Origin of the sequence: Marinomonas vulgaris, from assembly GCF_018145875.1 — a bacterium.
Taxonomy (GTDB): domain Bacteria; phylum Pseudomonadota; class Gammaproteobacteria; order Pseudomonadales; family Marinomonadaceae; genus Marinomonas; species Marinomonas vulgaris.
Map to the genome: position 1 here is coordinate 200351 of NZ_JAGSSV010000001.1, position 20868 is coordinate 221218.

The following is a 20868-nucleotide window of genomic DNA, read 5'->3' on the forward strand; positions in this document are numbered from 1 at the left end:
CGCGTATCCGCACACCACAAAGCATGTTATCTTTACCTTAATTTTTGTACTGTTTTAAGGATGCCCCGTGCACAGTCAAGTCGCTGATCTTATCGAAACCCTCATTCAAGACGAACTTTCTCCTGAGTCTGTTAATAGGGCTATTTCCGAACTGACTCCTGACGATGTGGCACTGGCGCTTGAGTCCATCCCACTGACCCAACGCCGTCAGGCTTGGGAAAATATCAAACACGCCAACCGTCTCGATATTTTGGTCGAAATGCGTGGTGAGTCTCGTCAGCTGTTACTTAAAGAACTGGACGATACAGAAATCGAAGCTTTATTCACGGATGTTGACGCTGAAGACCTGCTCGAAATCACCGACTCCTTACCGGACCGTCTGGTCGATATCGCGCTCAATCAGATGGACAACAAACAGCGTGAATACTACCAACAAGGTATTGTTTACGACGACGATGTCGTCGGCCGTTGGATCGATCACGAACTGCTCATTGCGTCCCAATCCATTCGTATTTCGGAAGCCATGCGACTGTTCAAAAAGCACATTCCGGATTACACCGACATGATCTATTTGGTGAATCGCACCGGCCGCTGGGTAGGCTGTGTCAAATTCGATCAACTGTTTAAAGCTCAAGGCCACGAGCCTATCTCCAGCTTGATCGACGAAGACTGTACCTTTATTCATGCCGATTCAGATTTGACCAAAGCGGCGGAAACACTAGAGCGCTCGGCCCTTTCAGCCCTGCCGGTGGTAGACGACAACCATATTTTGCTCGGTCGCTTTCATGCCGGTCTGGCCATGGAAACCTGGCGTTTGGAACACGAAGCACAACAGATGTCGACGGCCGGTTTGAACGAAGAATCTGACTTATTCGCGCCGGTTCAACGCAGTGCTGCCACCCGTGGTATCTGGTTAGGCATCAACTTACTGACGGCTTTTCTGGCGTCGGCGTTTATCGGAATTTTTGAAGGCACTCTGCAGCAGGTCGTGGCTTTGGCCGTGTTGATGCCTGTCGTGGCTTCTATGGGCGGCATTGCCGGTAGCCAAACGCTTACCCTGATAGTACGGGGCTTGGCGCTTGGGCAAATCACCCGCAGTAACTTAAAATCTCTGCTATCAAAAGAGCTTAAAGTGGGCGGGCTCAATGGTATTTTGTGGGCGATTGTCATTGGTGTGGTTACCCTCTGGTGGTTCGAAAGCCCCATGTTGGGCGCGGTCATCGGGCTGGCCATTATTGTTAACATTATTATGGCGGCGTTGTCTGGGGTGTTGATTCCCGTGCTGCTCGACAAGCTGCGCATTGACCCAGCCTTGTCCGGCTCGGTGATTTTAACCACGGTGACCGACATTGTTGGCTTTGTGGCCTTTTTAGGCTTGGGTACTTTATTGCTCATCTGATCAAAATTACTCTTTCAGCAAAGCAGCAGTAATAACGAAACACTCTTAACATTTAATAGACAGAAATAGAGAAATCGAATGAATTGGGAAACAGTACAAGTGTATTTAGGCCTGGGCGACACCTCTATGCACTGGGTCGTTCGGGTTTTTTTGATCGTTTTAGGCACTTCAATTGTCAACTTTATTGTGACTCGTACCCTATTTCGACTTAATGAACAGCTCGAAAAAACCAAAACACCTTGGGATAATGTTCTTATTAATGCAGCAAAAAAACCCGTTGGTGCTTTTATTTGGTTAGCGGGTTTAAGCGTTGCGGCTGAAATATCAGGCAAAGAGCTCGACCCCGATTTTTCGTCGTTAATTCACTCTATTCGAGAAGTGGGCGTCATTGTTCTGCTCACTTGGTTTATTTTGCGCTGTATTTCAGAAAGTGAAAAAGCCCTAACCACTTCTAGCAAACTCGCCACTAGAATCGACTACACCACCGCCAGCGCGATCAGTAAATTGTTGCGCGCCTCTGTGGTCATCACATCGGCTTTGGTCGTTTTGCAAACAATGGGCTACAGCATTTCTGGGGTCTTGGCCTTCGGGGGGATCGGTGGTATTGCCGTAGGTTTTGCAGCGAAAGATTTGCTTGCCAATTTTTTTGGTGGGTTAATGGTGTACCTAGATAGGCCCTTTGCCATTGGCGACTGGATTCGCTCACCTGATCAAGACATCGAAGGCACGGTAGAACACATTGGCTGGCGTCAAACACGTATTCGGACTTTTCAAAAACGCCCGCTGTACGTGCCTAACTCGACTTTTTCATTAATTTCTGTGGAAAACCCATCGCGCATGACCCACAGACGCATCAATGAAACCATTGGTGTACGCTACGATGATTTCAGTTTGCTGCCGACCATTTTGGCCGACATCAAGAAAATGGTCGCCGATCACCAAGACCTAGACACAAACGAAACCTACATGGTGAATTTCAACCAGTTTGGCCCTTCGTCGTTGGACTTTTTCATCTATGTGTACACCAAAACCGTAGACTGGCGCACCTACCATAATGTGAAACAAGATGTGCTTTTCAAAGCCATGCAAATCATTGAAGCGCACGGCGCCGAAGTCGCTTTCCCAACGCACACGGTCCACATGGCAGACGACAGCCGTATGACACTGTCGCCTGAAAGATTACTCACTAAATAATTAGACCAGCAACTCAGCCAAATCGTCCATCAAGACATCGGCGCCCAATGCGGCTAGATCGATGCCTTGATGGTAACCATAAGTCACCAAGGCGCATTTGAAGCCCGCGTTTTTCGCGGCGTTGAAATCAGTGATGGAGTCGCCAACCATCAGGCATTTTTCAGGCAAGGCTTCGATAGATTCACTGCAGTACAGCAGTGGCATAGGAGACGGTTTTTTCTCTTCGAGCGTATCGCCACCAAGTAACCAGCCAAACTGTTCCGTCAGTTCAAAATGATCCAATATTGGTTTCACAAACACACTGGGCTTGTTGGTGATCAAAGCAACCGGCACACCGTTGTGTTTTAAGGCTTTTAACAAGGCTTTCACATTCGGGTATAAGGTGCTTTTGTCGGTCAAATGTGCTCGATAATGCAGCAAGAAAAGACGATACGCTTCTTCGTGCAAACCAGCATCTAAATGAGCCCATTCCAAAGCCTGATCAATCAGTTTTGTCGCTCCAAAGCCTATCCAGGTGCGCACACGTTCTTCGCCTGCTAAAGGCGCGCCCAGTTCTACCAAAAAGGCATCTACCGCCCCCGCAATGTCAGGCACACTGTCCACCAGCGTACCATCAAGGTCCAAGCACACCAGCTCAGGCCAGCCCTCAAACCAAGTCGAAAAGTAACGTGGTGTTTTCATTAGCGTACACTCGCTAATTCTTTGCGCATGGTATCGATCACCGCTTTGTAGTCGTCTTTACCAAAAATAGCGGAGCCTGCTACAAAAGTATCGGCACCGGCTCGGGCGATCTCAGCAATGTTCTTTTCACTGACGCCGCCATCCACTTCCAGACGAATATCGTAACCGCTGGCATCAATCAGAGCACGGGCTTCACGCAGTTTGTCCAATGTACTTGGAATAAAAGACTGACCGCCAAACCCTGGGTTCACCGACATCAGTAACACCATGTCGACTTTATCCATCACATGCTTCAAGTAATGCAAAGGCGTCGCTGGGTTAAACACTAGACCCGCTTTACAACCACCGTCACGAATCATCTGCAAAGAACGATCAATGTGCTCACTGGCTTCTGGGTGAAAGGTAATAATAGAAGCACCCGCCTCGATAAAGTCGCCAATCATGCGATCAACGGGCTTTACCATCAAATGCACATCAATGTCCGCCGTCACGCCATGCTTGCGCAGAGCTTTACAGACCATAGGCCCAATGGTTAGATTGGGGACATAATGATTATCCATTACATCAAAGTGAATAATATCCGCACCTGATTTTAGTACGTTGTCGACCTCTTCACCCAGTCGAGCAAAATCGGCAGACAGGATGGAAGGGGCAATGAGAAAATCATTCATATCTAACTCCAGCAGTGACACAATAAAGGCATTAAAATCAAACGTAGCCCCTATTTTACCAAGGCCTTTAATAGAAGTATTGAAAACAATGAAGAAAATTCGCCCGCTACTTTGTGCCTCTCTCGCCTTGAACTGTTTGGCTACTTCAACCATGACTTGGGCAGAAGAAGCCGGTACGGCGGTCCCTTCAACCAATGACAGCGACTCGCTTTATGCGTCCCCTCAACCCCAAAAAAGTCGTCTTGAAGCATTAACATCCTCTTTGTCTATTAGACGTCTCGACCACCAAATACAAACGTTAAACGCCGACGACACCCCTTTTCTTGCTCTTTATAAGGCCTCTGAAACCTCGTCGACCCAAGGCTGTGTGATTCTGTTGCATGGGGATAATCAACACCCAGATTGGCCCGATGCCATCGCGCCACTGCGCAATGCCTTACCCCAATACAGCTGGTGTACCTTTTCCATTGAAGTGCCCGATATTATCAAACGAGGACAAGCTATTAACACAACAGCCACGGCTGACAAAGAGGAAGGAGGAGAAGACACGGACAACGCACAAACGCCCACAGAGTTTGAACTGCCAGATCAAGCGGCGATTTTCGCCCGCATTCAGGCCACTATAGAGCAAGCTAACGCTCAAGACATGACGCAACTGATATTGTTAGGCTATCGAACCGGCGCCAGTTACGCGCTGACCTTTACGGCGCAAAACCCAGACGCTACTCGGGCATTGGCGTTAATCGATATCGATGTGCCAAAACAACAAAACACCGACCCCGTATCAGAATACGAACTGGCTCAACGCATTCGTCGCGTTAATCAGCCGGTTTTGGATTATTACGTGATGCGTTCGGGCAGCGAGCAATTTGCTACTTGGCGACAACAAGCCGCGAATCAAAGAGTGGCCGACAACGCCACTTACCTTCAATTAGACGCCTTGCCAGTTCCCTTATCGGGTGAGGAAAATAAAGCCACGCTGATTCAAACGGTACGAGGCTTTTTGAAACAACAAACAACACAAATCAATCAACGCAACACCCTTCCCAGCGTAGAAAAAGGGCTTTTTTATTGACCATATTACTTGCGGGTGTTCTTGATCAGCTCGTAAGCTGATTGGATTTCTTGAGTGCGCTCTTTGGCCAGTTCGATCATCTCGTCCGGTAATCCTTGCGCGCTGAGTTTGTCTGGGTGGTTTTTGCTCATCAGACGGCGGTAGGCTTTTTTGATGTCAGCGTCGCTCATGTCTGGCGTAACGCCCAGCGCTTCATACGCTGCTTTGAGCAGATCTTTCGACCCCATGGCATCGGCCGTAGAATAGCCTTTTCTAAAGTGCGCTTGCTGTTTCACTTGCGCATGCAAGGTTTCAAACTCGGCGACCGACACACCCAAATGGGCGCAAACGTGAGACACAAAAGATTTCTCTTCCACGCTAAAATGACCATCAGCGTAAGCCGATACTAAGAGCACTTCGATCAGGGTGCGAGTCAAGTCACCAGGGCCTACCACGGTTTTGAAATTATCCAATACGGTGGTGAGATCAAAATTGGCCGACTTCCCTTCGATGAAGAGTTTTTTCGCTTGATCTTGCGCCGCTGGCGACAACAGTAATCGCTGCATAACCGACTGCGCCAATTGAATTTCTGCTTCAGAAACTTGACCATCTGACTTGGCCAACCTTCCCATCAACAAAAACAAGGTGCGGAAAAAGGTTTCTTGTTGCTGACGAACATTAGCACGACCACGAGCACTGCCAAAAGCACCGCCCGACTGCTTTCTATCGATGAAATTACCAATTATAAAGCCAACAATGGCACCAAAAAAACCGCCTAAGATGTAGCCTAAAATGGCGCAAACAATTTTCCACATAAAGATATTTCTCCAGAATCGGTAGCCCCTGCAGGCCTGCTTAGATTATCATTTGTCGTATCACGTGGAACCGCTCGTAAAGGCAGTATCCGATTCGGACAATAATTATTGATGATAAGTATACCCTGCATGGTTAAGCATTTACGCACCTACGCCTTATTTTTTCAAAGTCTTTGCATTCTACCTGTTGCACAAGCGCAAACCAATCAATGGGACTGGACGCCACGCGCTTCCCTCTCCACAGAGCAACAATCGCAACTCAATCAATACTGCCAAGGCGCTTACCTCGATCAATGGACCTCCACCAGCACCAAAGAAACCAAACTCGAAGCCGATCTGATTTTTCGAGACAACAAGGGCGTGGTTCACCTAGAAGGTAATGCTGAAATCATCCAGCCATTGTCGACCCTCTCGGCCAACACCATAGACGGCATTCCGGATGACTACTATCGCGCCACCGGCGATGTCACCGTTCGCAGTAAAGATCAGCTTATTCGCAGTACAGACGGTTATATTTCCAACAACAGCAATCAGCCGACAGTATTTAATAACGCTAGCTTTTTAAATCATTCCTCAGGCGCTCGCGGCCAAGCCGATTTACTACTGCGCCGCCAAGATGGCGTGGTGTTTATCGAAGAAGGCTTTTTCACCACCTGTGAACCCAACGAAGAAAGCTGGGCACTGTACGGAAGCTCGATTGAACTGGACACCAATGAAGGCTTTGGTACCGCCAAACACGTGCAAATTCGCATTGCCGACGTACCTATTTTTTACTTCCCTTGGCTTAGATTCCCTCTTGATAACACCCGACAAACTGGCTTTCTTTTCCCTAGCTTTGGTTACTCTGGCTCCGATGGATTAAGCCTTTCCACACCGTTTTACTGGAACATAGCGCCAAACTACGACGCCACTTTCACGCCTCAATTAATTCAAGAAAAAGGCGCGGGGATGGATGTAGAACTTCGCCATCTGGGGTCTTACGGTGAAACCACTTACGAGCAGTCGACCTTTTTTGATGACGACGAAGGCGAACAGACCTTACTTAAATTCGCCAGTGACCAGACCTTTAACTCGCATTTCAGTGCCGGTGTTTTGTACGAAAGCAACCCCACCGAAGACCTTTATCCAGAAGCCAACAGTACCTCTATCGGTGAAAAAGACGATTACGAACGCAGCGTTTACGTCAGTGCCAATAACGGCAACCTCTTAAATAAAGTCACCTATTTAACGTACCAAACACCGGATGATGATAACGACAAGCCTTTTGAATGGTTACCACGACTGGACAGCTCCTACCAATATACTCAGTCGTTTTTTGAGTACGACATTGACGCTCAATACACGGATTTTTATGATCCAGCAGAAGACGATTTTGATGGCCAGCGCACGGTGTTAAATCAAGATATTTCGCTCGATTTTAGCAACGCATGGGGCAGTATCTCACCGGGTGTATTGGCTCAATACCGTGATTACGACATCAACAGCTACACCACAGATCCAGACAGCACTACCTCTATCAGCCATTTTTCTACCTATCTAGATTCGTCGGTCACCTTCGAGCGCAGCTTTGTTCACAACGACAGCGTTTGGCGTCAAACACTGGTGCCGAAGCTCAGCTATTTGCATTCTCCCTATGAAAATCAAGACGACATCCCTGATTTTGATGCCAGCGAGCCGACCATGACTTACTCGCAAGCCTTTAGCCATACGCGCTTTAATGGTAATGACCGAATTGGCGACACCGAGCAGGTCACCCTAGGGGTAGAAAGCCGTCTGTATGATGCAAACAATAATGAAAAATGGGCGTTTAAAGCGGGTCAAATCTATTATTTAGAAGACCGTTATGTTGATATTGATGACGACTCAAGTACAGATTCGCCCGTCGACGACGCCAACCAAAGTGATTTATTAACATCGGTCAGCTACAGCGGCAATCGTTACACACTCACCACCAACCTTAATTACAACCTAGGGGACGATGAAATCAACCTAGCGCAGTTGGTGGCGTCTATGGAGCCCGTGGACGATGTGAAAGTAAATTTGAGCTACCTGTATTCGATTAACAACACAGATTCAGACGACGACGCCAAACAAGCTAGCCTTGGCTCGGTGTTGCCGTTAAACCAAAATTGGAGCCTGTTTACCCAATACACCTACGATTTTCTACTGGAAGACTCGACCAAAGAAATCGTTGGTCTAGGGTATGAAAACTGTTGCATCAAGGTATCATTCAGCTACCAAGATTGGCTCGACGATGACGATGTCTCAGACCGAGGCATCTTTTTACAATTTACCCTACGTGGTTTAAGCACGGCTGGTACCGCAAACAGCGAATCCAGTATTGCCGACACCTATTGGAACCAAGGAAACGTTGGATACTAACCATGAAGTTGCTTTCTTTATTACCCATTTTTTTTATGGCCCTAGTGCCGTTACACACGCTTCACGCCGCGCCCGTTAAAATTGATGGCATCTCCGCCATTGTCGACTCCACTCCAATTTTAGAAAGCGACATTCAAAGCCGTTTTCAGATCGTCAAAGACCGCATTCCTGGCGGCATAATGACGGACAACGTCCATCGCCAAATTCAAAACCAAATGATCGATGAGCTACTACAAGCCAATTACGCGCGCAAAGTGGGCATGAGAGCGTCTTCGACAGAAGTGGACAACGCCATTCTTGGCGTGGCTAAAAACATGAAATTGGATCTACAGGGTCTGAAAGATGTATTGGCGAGTAAAAACATCGACTATGGCCGCTACCGCCAACAAATCGAACAAGAAATTCTCATCAACAACATCAAACGAGACATCATTCGCAAACGCATCGTGATCTCAGAACAAGAAGTAGACGACTACCTCACCTCAGACACCAGCATCACCAAAGAGAAAGACGAAATTCACCTGCGTCACTTGATTATCCGTGCCAGCAACACAGAGCAGGCTCAGGCTAGAATTCAACAAATCGCGGACACTATTCAAACGGAAGACGATTTTATTGAGCAAGCCATTGCACATTCAGACGGCTCTTTTGCCATCGAAGGCGGCGACTTGGGCTGGCGTCCAATTAACCAATTACCACCGTTGTTTGTTCGCGCCTTTGAAGGCCAAGACGGCCCTCTGATTGGCCCCTTACAAAGTAATGCCGGCATGCACTTGTTGTGGGTGATCGAAAAACGCTCTCCCAATGTCACCTTGCAGCAACAAACCAAAACTCGTCACATTCTGGTTCGCGCTAACGAAATTCGTAATCTAGAGCAAACCAAAGAATTGGCCGATGATTTATACAATCAACTGCAAAACGGTGCCGACTTTGCTCAATTGGCAAAAGAATACAGCGAAGACCAAGGCTCGACCATCCAAGGGGGTGATCTTGGCTGGGTAACACCCGGCACCATGGTGGCTGAATTTGAAAACCAAATGGATCAAACTAACCTAGGCGACATCAGCAAACCGTTTAAAACCCAGTTTGGCTGGCACATTCTGCAGGTCGAAGGCCGTCGTGAAGCAGACATCAGCGACAAAGTGAAGCGCGCCAACGCAGAACGTGCGTTAACCGCGCAAAAACAAGATTTGGTCTTGGGCAATTGGCTGGATGAATTACGCGCCGACGCCTTCATTGATATTAAGAAATAACACTTTTTATCCGTAAAAAATGAAAAAACAGCACAAAGAGGATTTCATGGTCAATCAACCGCATAAGGCTTCACCAATCATCGCGATTACTTCAGGCGAGCCTGCCGGTATTGGCCCTGACATCATTCTGAGCGCACTGAGCGAAACTCAATTTGAGGCCCGCTTGGTGGTACTCGCTGACCCACAGCTGCTGGCGGATCGCGCCCTCGCGTTGGGTATAGAGATAAACATCGCCTGCCTTGAAGAGGCGAGCCAAGTCGGCGAGCATCAGCAAGGTACTGTTTGCGTACTGCCGATTCCGCTCGCGACACCAGCAAAAGCCGGGGAACTGGATGTGGCCAACGCACCTTATGTACTCGATACTCTGCGACAAGCCGGAGAAGGCTGCATTGCAGGCCGCTTTGACGCCATTGTCACACCGCCCGTACATAAAGGGGTTTTGTGCGACACAGGCGTGCACTTTTCAGGTCATACTGAATTTTTCCAAGCACAATGTCAGTCCCCTCATGTGGTAATGATGCTGGCCACTGAGGCCATGAAAGTTGCCTTGGTTACGACTCATTTGCCTTTAAAAGACGTGTCTGACGCTATTACGGAACAAAGCATCAGTCGAGTGGTTCGAGCGCTGCATCAGGATTTACAGGCACGTTTTGGCATTGCACATCCGCGCATTTTAGTTTGTGGACTGAATCCTCACGCAGGGGAAGACGGCCATTTAGGCAAAGAAGAAATTGAGGTCATTACGCCGACGCTCGACGCCTTGCGCCAAGAAGGCCTCGATCTTATCGGCCCCTTGCCAGCCGATACCCTTTTCACACCAAAGTATTTAGACCACGCAGATTGCGCCTTGGCCATGTACCACGATCAAGGTCTACCTGTGCTAAAATATTCTGGTTTTGGTAACGCCGTTAACATTACCCTCGGCTTACCCATAATACGAACTTCTGTCGACCACGGCACAGCAATCGATTTAGCTGGCACAGGCAAAGCACACAACGGCAGCCTGAAAGTGGCCATTCAACATGCTATTAACATGGCAAATAACGCGAAAAAGTTTTCTAAATGAGCAAACCACAAGGCCATAAGGCCAGAAAAAGATTCGGTCAAAACTTCCTTCATGATCATGGTGTAATTCGTCGTATTGTGGCGTGCATTGGCCCTAAAAAAGGCCAACGCCTTGTCGAAATCGGGCCAGGTAAAGGCGCGCTCACCGAAGGCATCATCAGCGTCACTGAGCGCATGGATGTGGTGGAACTCGACCGCGATTTGATCCCTATTCTAAAAGTGAACCTATTTCGTTACCCAGACCTCACGGTTCACGAAGCCGACGCCATGAAGTTTGATTTTCGATCTTTGAAAACTGACGAGCAGTCTATTCGAGTAGTGGGCAACCTGCCTTACAACATCTCAACGCCGCTTATTTTTCACCTGTTAAGCCAAGCCGACGTTATTGAAGACATGCATTTCATGTTGCAAAAAGAAGTGGTTGACCGCTTAGCGGCGCGTCCAGGCGACAGTCTTTATGGACGTTTGAGTGTGATGGCGCAATATTACTGCGCCGTAGAATCTCTGTTTATTGTCGGGCCAGAGTCCTTTGACCCTGCGCCTAAAGTGGATTCCGCCATTGTCAGAATGACGCCTCACAAAGTCTTGCTGCATCCGGTGGACAACGTTAAAAAGCTCGAAGACATGGTTCGTGTTGGCTTTCAACAACGCCGTAAGACCTTACGCAACAACTACAAAGGAGTGCTGGACAATGACGACTTCGCGGCTTTGAGCATCGACCCGACTTTGCGCCCAGAAAGACTCGACGTGGAAGACTTCGTTCGCATCACGAATTACGTGCTTAAAAAGGAAGCTTAAATGCAAAAATACGATGTCGTCGTTTCAGTTCGTACTGAATATTTGGCCAAACAGTCAGCGCCAAACGAATCTCGCTATGTATTTGCTTACCACATATCCATCACCAACTGCGGAACAGAAGCGGCGAAATTGCAAACTCGCCACTGGGTCATTACCGATGGCAACGAACACATTCAGGAAGTGAGAGGCAACGGCGTCATCGGTGAATACCCCTACTTAACACCCGGCGAATCCTTCCATTACACCAGCGGAACTGTCATGGAAACCGTGGTAGGAAGCATGCAAGGCAGCTATCGATTTATTGCCGACGATGGTATCGAATTTGATGCACCCGTACGCCCTTTTACCTTATCTGTTCCTAACCAAGTACATTAAGGCACTCTCATGGCAACCTATGTTATTGGCGACTTACAAGGTTGCCTAACGCCGCTGATGCAGCTCTTACAAGAGATTGAATATCAGCCGGAACAGGACACTTTATGGTTCGCAGGCGACCTGATTAATCGTGGTAGCGAATCCCTAGAAACCCTGCGCTTTATCAAGTCTCTTGGGGATAAAGCCGTAGTCGTATTGGGCAATCATGATCTGCATTTGTTGGCGGTGTCCCATGGTCACGGCAAGCTGAAAAAAGGCGATACACTGGTGGATATTCTCACCGCCGCCGACCGTGATGATTTGATGGACTGGCTGTGCCACCAACCCTTGCTGCATTTCGATGCCTCTTTAAATGTGGTAATGACTCACGCAGGCATTCCTCCCTGCTGGGATCTGGTCACAGCGCAATCCTTAGCAAAAGAAGTAGAAAGCACCCTTCAATCCGACCAAGTTGATGATTTTTTTGCCAACATGTATGGTAACAAGCCGAATTTATGGAATGACGCCCTAACCGGTCAAGATCGCTTACGAGCCATTACTAACTATTTCACTCGTATGCGCTTTTGTAATCCGCACAGTCAGCTCGATCTTAAATCAAAAGAAGGCGTCAATACGGCGGCCAACGGCTACGCGCCTTGGTTTACGTACCCAACGCAATTGCCTGAACCTTGCCATGTGGTGTTTGGTCACTGGGCCGCTTTAGAAGGCATCACTCAGCAAGACAGGATACACGCATTGGACACGGGTTGCGTTTGGGGAGGAAGTCTCACGGCATTGCGCCTTGAGGACAAACAACGATTTAGTACACCTTGCACCATTAACCGGAAAGAAAAATGACCTATACTTGTATCGATATTGCAGACGCTTTACCCATCATTGAAAACAACGCCAATATAGTCGACATTCGCGACCTAACCAGCTTTCAAACCAGCCACATCACCAACGCTAAAAACCTGACCAATGACAACGTACAAGATTTTATTGATAACAACGATAAAAATCAGCCTGTGGTTGTTTGCTGCTACCACGGCAACAGCAGTAAAGGCGCAGCAGAATACCTCGCGGCTCAAGGTTTTTCTGAAGTTTATTCGCTAAATGGCGGTTTTAGCCAGTGGAGCGTTATGTTTCCAGACCAATGTGAAATGGGCTAACACAATCTCATGAACGCAGCTTATCAGGTCTATTTGGTTGGTGGTGCCGTAAGAGACAAGCTACTTGAACTGCCTGTTGTTGACCACGACTGGGTAGTCACAGGCGCCACACCAGAGCAACTGGAGCAACAAGGCTATCAACAGGTAGGAAAGCAATTTCCGGTTTTTTTACACCCAAAAACCAAAGAAGAATATGCCCTAGCTCGCAAGGAAAAAAAGCAAGGCGAAGGCTACACTGGGTTTATTTGTGATTTTTCCCCAGACATCCGTTTAGAAGAAGATCTGGCGAGACGAGATCTCACTATCAACGCCATTGCTCAAGACAGCCAAGGCCAGCTAATTGACCCTTTTCAAGGGCAACAAGATTTGCACAACCGCTGCTTGCGCCACGTGTCAGACGCCTTTGTCGAAGACCCATTACGCGTATTGCGTGTTGCTCGCTTCGCCGCACGATTTCACGCATTTGGTTTTCATATCGCACCTGAAACACTGGCCTTGATGCAGACTATTAGTGCGTCAGGGGAGCTTGCCGCACTGAGCGCAGAACGCGTCTGGAAAGAACTCGAAAAAACATTGAACACACCTTATAGCGATGTTTTCTTTCGTGTATTAAACGAAGCCAATGCCTTGCCCGTGCTGTTTCCCGGCTTCGTTTGGCTAGACGCCTCTCAGACACAGGATGAACAACTTACTCTGACGCCAGCACAGCGCTGGGCCAGATTAACTCAGCACACGCCATTAGCTACATTGAGTGCACTACACGATCATTTGCGCACCCCAAACCAGTTTAAAACGCTGGCAGAACAAGTTCGAGACTTTCTTGAACACCAACACATCCCTATGAATGCATTGCGCTGGGAAGATTGGCTTAGCCGTGTTCATGCCATAAAAAAACCTCAACCCTTTTTAATACTGGTCGAGGTTTTAAGCAAATTGACACACACAGAAATACAAGACTGGACCGCCCTGCGTAACGCCATCAGTAAAATTCAAGCGGCATCCTTGATCAAACAAGGTTTGAGCGGCGCCGAATTAGGACAAGCTATCAAGCAGTCCCGTGTCGAAGCGCTGGACGCCACTTTATCGCCCTTTATTAACTAACTCTGTATTTTTTATTAGTACATGATGGCCGATTTACGATGGATTTTTACGCCCACAGCACGAGCAGCAGGCACAGCACCGGGTTTACGCAATGTCAGCGTCACCGCATTGAGTTTAAAGTCGACAATAAGCTCATCGACCAGATTTTCTGCCAAGGTTTCGATCAATTCGAACTGACGCTCCGCACAAAAGCGCAAAATATGATTCGAGATAGCCTCATAATCGAGTGTTTTCGACAGATCATCCGTCGCGGCGGGAACGCGATTATCGTGCTCCATCTCTAAGTCAAACACTAATTCTTGTTGAATCTCTTTTTCCCAGTCGTACACACCAATCACGGCTTGGGCTTTTAAACCTTCGATAAATACTAAATCTTTCATATTAAGACGCCTTCAGTGGAGGTAATTCAGACAAAGGCCAACGACCTCGAATGGACAAATTTAGACCAGAAGACTGACCATTAAGCAGACGCTGGGCACCGGCATAGGCAATCATGGCACCATTATCAGTACAAAACTCTGGACGCGCATAGAAAACATGGGCTTGAATTTTCTTCAGCTGACTTTCCAGTTGTTCGCGCAAACGCTGATTAGCACTCACACCACCAGCAATAATAAGCTGCTTCAATCCTTCGGCTTCTAATGCGCGACGACACTTGATCACCAAGGTATCGACCACCGCGGTTTCGAACGCTAACGCGGCGTCAGCTTTGAATTGCTCATCGCAACGATTTTCATCAAGCGCGGCATGTACAGACGTCAAAAAAGCCGTTTTTAGACCACTAAAACTGAAATCCAAACCAGGGCGATCCGTCATCGGACGGGGGAATTTTAATCCCGACTTAGCGTTACCTTGCTTTGCCAATGCCGCAATCTGAGGGCCACCTGGATAAGGTAAACCGATCATCTTAGCGGCTTTATCAAAGGCCTCACCGGCGGCATCGTCTAAAGATTGCCCCAACAATTTGTACTCACCGATACCATCGACACGAACCAATTGGGTATGTCCGCCAGACACCAATAAAGCAATAAACGGCATGGCGGGCTGAGACTCTTCTAACATGGGCGCCAACAAATGACCTTCCATATGATGAACCCCAAGCGCCGGAATGCCCAACGCATAAGCCATGGCACGACCAATGGTTGCCCCTGCCATAAGCGCCCCCACTAACCCTGGGCCACTGGTAAAGGCGATAGCATCTAGGTCGGTTTTTTTCATACCCGCTTCTTCCAGCACTTCGTCGATCAAGGGTAAGGTTTTGCGTACATGATCCCGCGAGGCCAGTTCTGGTACCACGCCACCGTATTCCGCGTGCTGAGCGATCTGTGAATAAATTTTGTGCGCCAGCAGGCCCTTGTCTGTATCATAAATGGCGATGCCGGTTTCATCGCAAGAGGTTTCTAATCCCAATACTTTCATCAGAATAATCTCATCAATAATGTGCGCGCATTGTACCTTATCTGCCCTCTTCAATGCAGCGTGAAACGCCACTTGATTCCATTTACCGGCAAATCTGATTAGACAACACAAGACAAAGTGATTATAATGCGCGCGTTTTAAATGTTTAAATTAAAAGGCAGGTGATTTTTTCGTTTGGCGCATCGCTTCCATTGCAAGCAAAGATGTTGATTCAAACACCCTCTTAAAAAATGAATACCGTTACAGACGCGACAAGAGTCTGTTCAGGGTTGGGCTTAGCCCAGAAAAATCGATTCGTCATTGAATCTCACTCTGTTCAACAAAAGCGCGCTGTGAAAGCCCTGTGAATACGGGTATAGTTCACGCCGTTTTTGTGAATGCTTAAACTTTAAAAAATTAATATTGAAGGTAATAACATGCCAGCTGTAAAAGTAAAAGATAACGAACCATTTGACATCGCTCTACGTCGCTTCAAACGCTCTTGTGAAAAAGCAGGCGTTTTGGCTGAAGTTCGTCGTCGTGAATGCTACGAAAAACCAACCACTCTTCGCAAACGTGCTGCTGCTGCTGCCGTTAAACGCCACGCGAAGAAAGTATCTCGTGAGCAGAAGAAATTCCAACGTTTGTACTAGGCCGACTTGCCCATTGGCAATTTGATCTACGCAAAAGTTTGCCTAAACACCTAGATGTTTAAGCGCAGAAAAGCGGCTAGTTTATGACTAGCCGCTTTTTTTTGCGGTGCTTTTTGATAATGTACTGCCTAAACAAGATTCACCAGTCACTAAACAAGACACCCTAACAAAGACCAAAGAGGCTCTTCATGTCAGATTTAAAAAAACACATCTCAGACACCCTAAAAACCGCCATGCGTGCCAAAGAAAAACAGCGCGTTACAGTCATTCGCACCATTTTATCTGAATGTAAAAAAATCGAAGTAGACGAGCGTATTGAACTTGATGACGCCCGCGTACTAGCGGTTCTAGACAAAATGAACAAGCAACGCAAAGACTCTTACAAACAATTTATCGATGGTGGCCGTGATGACTTAGCCGCCGTCGAGCAAGAAGAAATGACCATCATCAGCGAGTTCCTACCCACACCATTGACCGACGACGAAGTAGGCGAGATCGTAAAAGCCGCTATTGCACAAACAGGCGCCAGCTCTATGCAACAAATGGGCGCAGTGATGGCCATCGTTAAACCTCAAGTGCAGGGCCGTGCCGACATGGCGCAAATCAGCAAACAAGTAAAAGCACAACTAGGTTAATACCATGGCGGGACGCATTCCTGATCAGTTTATTGACGAGCTCTTAGCTCGAACCGACCTAACCGATGTGGTTGCGTCTCGTATTAGTTTAAAAAAAACCGGGCAAAACTACAGTGCCCTGTGTCCTTTTCATAACGAAAAAAGCCCTTCCTTTAGCTTAAATCCAAACAAGCAGTTTTATTACTGTTTTGGCTGCGGTGCTGGCGGCAACGCCATTTCCTTTGTCATGGAATACGATCACCTTGATTTTGTTGACGCCATAGAAACACTGGCTAAAGACGCTGGTATGGAAGTGCCTCGCGAACAAGGTGCACCGGATCGTTATGAGCAAAATGCCGAGTTATTAAAACGCTTATCTGAGAGTTCGCAATTTTATCAGCAGCAACTCACCCAGCACCCCGATAAGAAAAAAGCCACTGATTATTTATCGAAAGATCGCGGTTTATCGGGCCAAATCGCTAAAGTATTTGGCTTGGGTTATGCGCCACCTGGCTGGGACAACTTACTCAGAGCGGTTGGCACACGGGCAGAAAGCCAAGAACAACTTTTACTGGGCGGCATGCTCATCGAAAAGAAAGACCAACAAGGTCAATATTACGATCGCTTCCGTGATCGTATTATTTTCCCTATTCGCGACTCTCGCGGTCGCGTTATTGCGTTTGGCGGTCGCGCCTTTGGCGATGAAAAGCCCAAATACCTTAATTCGCCCGAAACCCCTGTTTTCCAGAAAAGCCAAGAGCTGTATGGGCTGTTTGAAGCCAAGCAAAATACGCCGATTTTGGATCAGATTCTTGTCGTCGAAGGCTATATGGATGTCATTGTGCTTGCTCAGCATGGCATCACCAACGCCGTTGCCACATTGGGTACCTCGGTCAACAGTCAGCACATCCGTAAGCTGTTCAAATTAGTCAGTAAAGTTGTGCTCTGCTTTGATGGCGACAAAGCCGGACGCGCGGCGGCCATTCGAGGCCTTGAAGCCTCTTTGCCTGTCATGCAAGATGAAAAGCAAATTCGTTTTCTGTTTCTACCAGACGGAGAAGACCCTGATTCTTTGGTTAGAAAAGAGGGAAAAGAAGCCTTTAACCATCGCCTTGAAGACGCCTCTTCCTTGTCTCATGTTTTATTCGAACACGCTCGCAACCAAGTCACACTAGGCGATGAAGAAGGCGAAGCGCAATTCGCCCGTAATGCCATGGAAATGATACAGCAAATCCCTAATGAGCTGACGTTTCGCTCGGTGCTTATTCGTCAGCTCAGTGAACAGTCTGGTATCGACAAAGAAACCCTAAGTAACACGGTATTTAAAACTCGCCGACCAGCGCCCAGTACATCGGCTGATTCATACCCTACACCACAAGCACCCCATAATAACGATGAACACCCAAACCTAAGTCACTATGCCGATGAGCCCCCTGTTGGGGAGTATGACGATTATCAGTCGTCTGCAGAACTTCCTTCTGCTTCAACTTACCAACACGCAACGAGCAGCATTAAAAAGCCGTTTGTCAAAAAGCCTTTCTCTGGTAAAAATGGCAAATTTTACAAAGATGAGCCCGCCCCGTTACCACCTGCCGCGCCAAGCATTGGCCGCATCAAACAAGCTTCTTTATGCTTACTCCTACACCCTCATATTGCGCAAAAAATTGACCTGCCTGACCCTATCGTTAACCAAGCCAACGAAGACTTACAAGTTTTTTGCAAACTGTGGAGATACTTCGCAAAACACCCTAATAAAAACACGGGACATTTTTTAGGTGAGTCAACAGATAGCGCCACTATCGCCGCTGTTTACGCATTATTGAACCATAAAGATGCTGCAACGAAGCAAAAAATAGACAATGCACACCAAGAAGTTCTCGACATGATTTCCATGATGGAAAAAAATCTTGGTTTAAATAGCAGCATCGCACGGTTGAAAAGCAAAGGTAACGAGTCCATTAAGGATACTAGCAGTAAGCAAGAACTCAGAAACTTGATGGATTTAATTAGGCAAAAAAAACATTGATATTTGCTTAAAAATCAGTCAAAAAATAACGGATTTGGTGGATGATATTGATTAATTTTGGTATAATCCGCGGCTTGCTAAACTCCCAAATGAATTTCTAACGATAGGTTGTCGAATGCCAGACACTCAACAGTCACGTCTCAAAGAGCTGATCTCCAAGGGTAAAGAACAAGGTTACCTCACTTTTGCTGAAGTTAACGACCACCTCCCAGATGACCTTTCAGACCCGGAGCAAGTAGAAGAAATCATTGCCATGATCAATGACATGGGCATTACGGTTTCTGAAATTGCACCAGATAAAGATAACCTTCTTATGGAAGAAGGTGACTCTACCGATGAAGCAGCGGCGGAAGAAGCCGCCGCAGCGCTTGCTGCGGTAGAAGGCGATATTACTCGCACAACAGACCCTGTTCGCATGTACATGAGAGAAATGGGAACCGTTGAGCTTCTAACTCGTGCAGGTGAAATCGCCATTGCTAAACGCATTGAAGAAGGTACCCGTGAAGTCATGGCAGCAGTGTCTTACTTCCCAGGTGCGGTAGATGTATTGCTTGATGCTTATGCGAAGGTACAGGAAGAAGAAGGTCGTCTCAGTGACATATTCAGTGGTTTCATCGACGGTGATGGCGAGGAACCCATTTTTGAAGAACTCGCTGTTGAAGAACCTGTTGTTGAAGAAGATGCGCTAGACAGCGATGACGACGATGATGATTCAGACGATACCGAAGAAGAAACGGACAACGGTCCTGACCCAGAAGAAACCGCCCTTCGCTTCAACGATATTGCACGTATTTACAACGAGCTAAAAGTCTTGCTTGAGACGAGCAACCGCCAAGATCCTGCGGTGCAGAGCAAACAAGAAGAACTCAGTATCAGCTTTGCTCCAATAAAGCTTGTGCCTAAATTGTTTGATGAGCTGGTTCATCGTGTTCGTTCGCGTATGGAAAAAGTTCGCGATCAAGAACGTCTTATTATGCAAGTGTGTGTTCGTAAATCTGGCATGCCACGCACTGAGTTTTTGAAACGCTTCCCAAGCAATGAAACGAACCAAGAATGGTTGAAAGAGCAGATCGAATCTGGTGCAAGCTATTCGGCTATGTTGGAAGAGAACGAAGCTGAGTTCATGCGTAGCCAACGCAAACTGCGTGCTGTAGCCAAAGAAACCGGTCTAACCATCGCAGAATTGAAAGAGATTAACCGTCGTATTTCTATCGGTGAAACTCGAGCTCGTCGTGCCAAAAAAGAAATGGTGGAAGCCAACTTACGTTTGGTAATTTCGATTGCGAAAAAGTACACCAACCGTGGTCTGCAATTCTTGGACTTGATTCAAGAAGGCAACATCGGTTTGATGAAAGCGGTAGATAAGTTTGAATACCGCCGTGGTTACAAGTTCTCTACCTACGCTACGTGGTGGATTCGTCAGGCGATTACTCGCTCGATTGCTGACCAAGCTCGTACCATACGTATTCCTGTGCACATGATTGAAACGATCAACAAATTGAATCGTATTTCTCGTCAGATGCTACAAGAAATGGGACGCGAGGCGACGCCGGAAGAGTTAGCAGCACGCATGGACATGCCAGAGGATAAAATCCGTAAGGTATTGAAAATCGCCAAAGAGCCTATCTCAATGGAAACTCCTATCGGTGACGACGAAGACTCCCATTTGGGTGACTTTATCGAAGACGATGGTGCCGAGTCTCCAATCGACATCGCTACTATTGAAGGCTTACGTGAGTCAACGACCATGGTATTGGCAGGCTTAACCGCCCGTGAAGCCAAGGTATTGCGTATGCGTTTTGGTATCGATATGAACACGGATCACACACTTGAAGAAGTGGGTAAGCAATTTGATGTAACCCGTGAACGTATTCGCCAAATCGAAGCCAAAGCCTTGCGTAAATTGCGTCACCCAAGTCGCTCTGAGCATTTAAGAAGCTTCTTAGACGAGTAATTGTTTACTGGCTTTACTAAGAAACCGCTGCTTTGTCAGCGGTTTTTTTATGCTTAAGATTTACCTAAGCGCCATAAAAAACCTTTTTAGAACAAGCATAAGCAACAAAACTGTCATACACTCTTATTAGAGTATGGATAAAGACAGTGAGGCAAAGCTTGCTACAAAACCATAATCACTACCCTCAATTTTTCCACTACACGCTTTTTTCATCTAATCGCGATACGCCTGCTTTCGCTTGTTACACACCACGCACTTCGTTCGTTTTTTCCTTTTTCAAAAGA

Annotated in this window: 20 protein-coding genes; 15 read left to right on the forward strand and 5 right to left on the reverse strand. The window is 47.3% G+C overall.

Going from position 1 to position 20868, the window contains the following annotated elements; all coding sequences use genetic code 11:
* Positions 1 to 67: 67 nt before the first annotated feature.
* Positions 68 to 1399, forward strand: coding sequence for a magnesium transporter (locus J9B83_RS00935; RefSeq protein ID WP_211534796.1), 1332 nt, complete (start codon positions 68 to 70; stop codon positions 1397 to 1399).
* Positions 1400 to 1477: 78 nt separating this feature from the next.
* Positions 1478 to 2593 (forward strand): mechanosensitive ion channel family protein, encoded by a 1116-nt coding sequence (locus J9B83_RS00940; protein ID WP_211534797.1) that lies wholly within the window; start codon positions 1478 to 1480, stop codon positions 2591 to 2593.
* On the opposite strand, the gene J9B83_RS00945 is transcribed toward J9B83_RS00940, so the two are convergent.
* Positions 2594 to 3274, reverse strand: coding sequence for a phosphoglycolate phosphatase (locus tag J9B83_RS00945; RefSeq protein WP_211534798.1), 681 nt, complete (start codon positions 3272 to 3274; stop codon positions 2594 to 2596).
* Entirely contained in the window at positions 3274 to 3945 is a 672-nt protein-coding gene (gene rpe, locus J9B83_RS00950; protein ID WP_211534799.1) for a ribulose-phosphate 3-epimerase, read from the reverse strand. Before rpe ends, J9B83_RS00945 begins: the two co-directional genes overlap by 1 nt.
* Positions 3946 to 4033: 88 nt before the next feature.
* Between rpe and J9B83_RS00955 the strand changes: the two genes are divergently transcribed.
* Positions 4034 to 5020 carry a DUF3530 family protein gene (locus J9B83_RS00955; RefSeq protein ID WP_211534800.1) on the forward strand — a complete coding sequence of 329 codons (987 nt, stop codon included), beginning with the start codon at positions 4034 to 4036 and terminating at the stop codon, positions 5018 to 5020.
* Between the two features lie 5 nt (positions 5021 to 5025).
* Here J9B83_RS00955 and djlA read toward each other — a convergent pair whose 3' ends face one another.
* Positions 5026 to 5814: a co-chaperone DjlA gene (djlA, locus tag J9B83_RS00960; RefSeq protein WP_211534801.1), complete on the reverse strand. Its 789-nt coding sequence runs from the start codon at positions 5812 to 5814 to the stop codon at positions 5026 to 5028.
* Positions 5815 to 5943: 129 nt separating this feature from the next.
* Between djlA and J9B83_RS00965 the strand changes: the two genes are divergently transcribed.
* From J9B83_RS00965 to J9B83_RS01000, 8 genes are read left to right on the forward strand one after another with little or no spacing between them, the layout of a single operon-like run.
* Positions 5944 to 8196: an LPS-assembly protein LptD gene (locus tag J9B83_RS00965; RefSeq protein WP_236037032.1), complete on the forward strand. Its 2253-nt coding sequence runs from the start codon at positions 5944 to 5946 to the stop codon at positions 8194 to 8196.
* Between the two features lie 2 nt (positions 8197 to 8198).
* The gene (locus J9B83_RS00970; RefSeq protein ID WP_236037033.1) at positions 8199 to 9449 is read left to right on the forward strand and encodes a peptidylprolyl isomerase; all 1251 of its coding nucleotides are present in this window, start codon (positions 8199 to 8201) and stop codon (positions 9447 to 9449) included.
* Between the two features lie 46 nt (positions 9450 to 9495).
* Positions 9496 to 10515 carry a 4-hydroxythreonine-4-phosphate dehydrogenase PdxA gene (pdxA, locus tag J9B83_RS00975; RefSeq protein ID WP_211534803.1) on the forward strand — a complete coding sequence of 340 codons (1020 nt, stop codon included), beginning with the start codon at positions 9496 to 9498 and terminating at the stop codon, positions 10513 to 10515.
* Positions 10512 to 11312: a 16S rRNA (adenine(1518)-N(6)/adenine(1519)-N(6))-dimethyltransferase RsmA gene (rsmA, locus tag J9B83_RS00980; protein ID WP_211534804.1), complete on the forward strand. Its 801-nt coding sequence runs from the start codon at positions 10512 to 10514 to the stop codon at positions 11310 to 11312. Before pdxA ends, rsmA begins: the two co-directional genes overlap by 4 nt.
* Positions 11313 to 11687: a Co2+/Mg2+ efflux protein ApaG gene (gene apaG / locus J9B83_RS00985; protein ID WP_211534805.1), complete on the forward strand. Its 375-nt coding sequence runs from the start codon at positions 11313 to 11315 to the stop codon at positions 11685 to 11687.
* A gap of 9 nt (positions 11688 to 11696) precedes the next feature.
* Positions 11697 to 12524, forward strand: coding sequence for a symmetrical bis(5'-nucleosyl)-tetraphosphatase (locus tag J9B83_RS00990; protein WP_211534806.1), 828 nt, complete (start codon positions 11697 to 11699; stop codon positions 12522 to 12524).
* A complete protein-coding gene (gene glpE / locus J9B83_RS00995) occupies positions 12521 to 12838 on the forward strand; it encodes a thiosulfate sulfurtransferase GlpE (protein WP_211534807.1) in 318 nt (105 codons plus the stop codon). Before J9B83_RS00990 ends, glpE begins: the two co-directional genes overlap by 4 nt.
* 9 nt (positions 12839 to 12847) lie before the next feature.
* Positions 12848 to 13939, forward strand: coding sequence for a tRNA nucleotidyltransferase (locus J9B83_RS01000; protein WP_211534808.1), 1092 nt, complete (start codon positions 12848 to 12850; stop codon positions 13937 to 13939).
* Positions 13940 to 13953: 14 nt separating this feature from the next.
* Here the strand turns inward: J9B83_RS01000 and folB are convergent, their stop codons facing one another.
* Together folB and tsaD are read right to left on the reverse strand one after the other, a co-directional pair.
* Positions 13954 to 14319: a dihydroneopterin aldolase gene (gene folB / locus J9B83_RS01005; protein ID WP_211534809.1), complete on the reverse strand. Its 366-nt coding sequence runs from the start codon at positions 14317 to 14319 to the stop codon at positions 13954 to 13956.
* 1 nt (position 14320) lies between these two features.
* On the reverse strand, positions 14321 to 15358 hold the full coding sequence (gene tsaD / locus J9B83_RS01010) for a tRNA (adenosine(37)-N6)-threonylcarbamoyltransferase complex transferase subunit TsaD (RefSeq protein WP_211535110.1): 1038 nt from the start codon (positions 15356 to 15358) through the stop codon (positions 14321 to 14323).
* A 416-nt stretch (positions 15359 to 15774) separates the two neighbouring features.
* Here tsaD and rpsU point away from each other — a divergent pair, with 416 nt between their 5' ends.
* From rpsU to rpoD, 4 genes are all read left to right on the forward strand, one after another.
* Positions 15775 to 15990, forward strand: coding sequence for a 30S ribosomal protein S21 (gene rpsU / locus J9B83_RS01015; RefSeq protein ID WP_009835737.1), 216 nt, complete (start codon positions 15775 to 15777; stop codon positions 15988 to 15990).
* Positions 15991 to 16178: 188 nt separating this feature from the next.
* The gene (locus tag J9B83_RS01020) at positions 16179 to 16625 is read left to right on the forward strand and encodes a GatB/YqeY domain-containing protein (RefSeq protein ID WP_211534810.1); all 447 of its coding nucleotides are present in this window, start codon (positions 16179 to 16181) and stop codon (positions 16623 to 16625) included.
* Between the two features lie 4 nt (positions 16626 to 16629).
* Positions 16630 to 18630, forward strand: coding sequence for a DNA primase (gene dnaG / locus J9B83_RS01025; protein ID WP_211534811.1), 2001 nt, complete (start codon positions 16630 to 16632; stop codon positions 18628 to 18630).
* Positions 18631 to 18745: 115 nt separating this feature from the next.
* Entirely contained in the window at positions 18746 to 20584 is a 1839-nt protein-coding gene (gene rpoD, locus J9B83_RS01030) for an RNA polymerase sigma factor RpoD (protein WP_211534812.1), read from the forward strand.
* Positions 20585 to 20868: the final 284 nt, after the last annotated feature.

Coding starts and splice junctions, on each gene's coding strand:
- dnaG (WP_211534811.1), top strand. CDS start 16,630: ATGGCGGGACGCATTCCTGATCAGTTTATTGACGAGCTCTTAGCTCGA.
- glpE (WP_211534807.1), top strand. CDS start 12,521: ATGACCTATACTTGTATCGATATTGCAGACGCTTTACCCATCATTGAA.
- J9B83_RS00965 (WP_236037032.1), top strand. CDS start 5,944: ATGGTTAAGCATTTACGCACCTACGCCTTATTTTTTCAAAGTCTTTGC.
- J9B83_RS00945 (WP_211534798.1), bottom strand. CDS start 3,274: ATGAAAACACCACGTTACTTTTCGACTTGGTTTGAGGGCTGGCCTGAG.
- djlA (WP_211534801.1), bottom strand. CDS start 5,814: ATGTGGAAAATTGTTTGCGCCATTTTAGGCTACATCTTAGGCGGTTTT.
- J9B83_RS00955 (WP_211534800.1), top strand. CDS start 4,034: ATGAAGAAAATTCGCCCGCTACTTTGTGCCTCTCTCGCCTTGAACTGT.
- J9B83_RS00940 (WP_211534797.1), top strand. CDS start 1,478: ATGAATTGGGAAACAGTACAAGTGTATTTAGGCCTGGGCGACACCTCT.
- J9B83_RS00970 (WP_236037033.1), top strand. CDS start 8,199: ATGAAGTTGCTTTCTTTATTACCCATTTTTTTTATGGCCCTAGTGCCG.
- apaG (WP_211534805.1), top strand. CDS start 11,313: ATGCAAAAATACGATGTCGTCGTTTCAGTTCGTACTGAATATTTGGCC.
- rpsU (WP_009835737.1), top strand. CDS start 15,775: ATGCCAGCTGTAAAAGTAAAAGATAACGAACCATTTGACATCGCTCTA.
- J9B83_RS01020 (WP_211534810.1), top strand. CDS start 16,179: ATGTCAGATTTAAAAAAACACATCTCAGACACCCTAAAAACCGCCATG.
- J9B83_RS01000 (WP_211534808.1), top strand. CDS start 12,848: ATGAACGCAGCTTATCAGGTCTATTTGGTTGGTGGTGCCGTAAGAGAC.
- rsmA (WP_211534804.1), top strand. CDS start 10,512: ATGAGCAAACCACAAGGCCATAAGGCCAGAAAAAGATTCGGTCAAAAC.
- tsaD (WP_211535110.1), bottom strand. CDS start 15,358: ATGAAAGTATTGGGATTAGAAACCTCTTGCGATGAAACCGGCATCGCC.
- rpe (WP_211534799.1), bottom strand. CDS start 3,945: ATGAATGATTTTCTCATTGCCCCTTCCATCCTGTCTGCCGATTTTGCT.
- J9B83_RS00990 (WP_211534806.1), top strand. CDS start 11,697: ATGGCAACCTATGTTATTGGCGACTTACAAGGTTGCCTAACGCCGCTG.
- rpoD (WP_211534812.1), top strand. CDS start 18,746: ATGCCAGACACTCAACAGTCACGTCTCAAAGAGCTGATCTCCAAGGGT.
- pdxA (WP_211534803.1), top strand. CDS start 9,496: ATGGTCAATCAACCGCATAAGGCTTCACCAATCATCGCGATTACTTCA.
- folB (WP_211534809.1), bottom strand. CDS start 14,319: ATGAAAGATTTAGTATTTATCGAAGGTTTAAAAGCCCAAGCCGTGATT.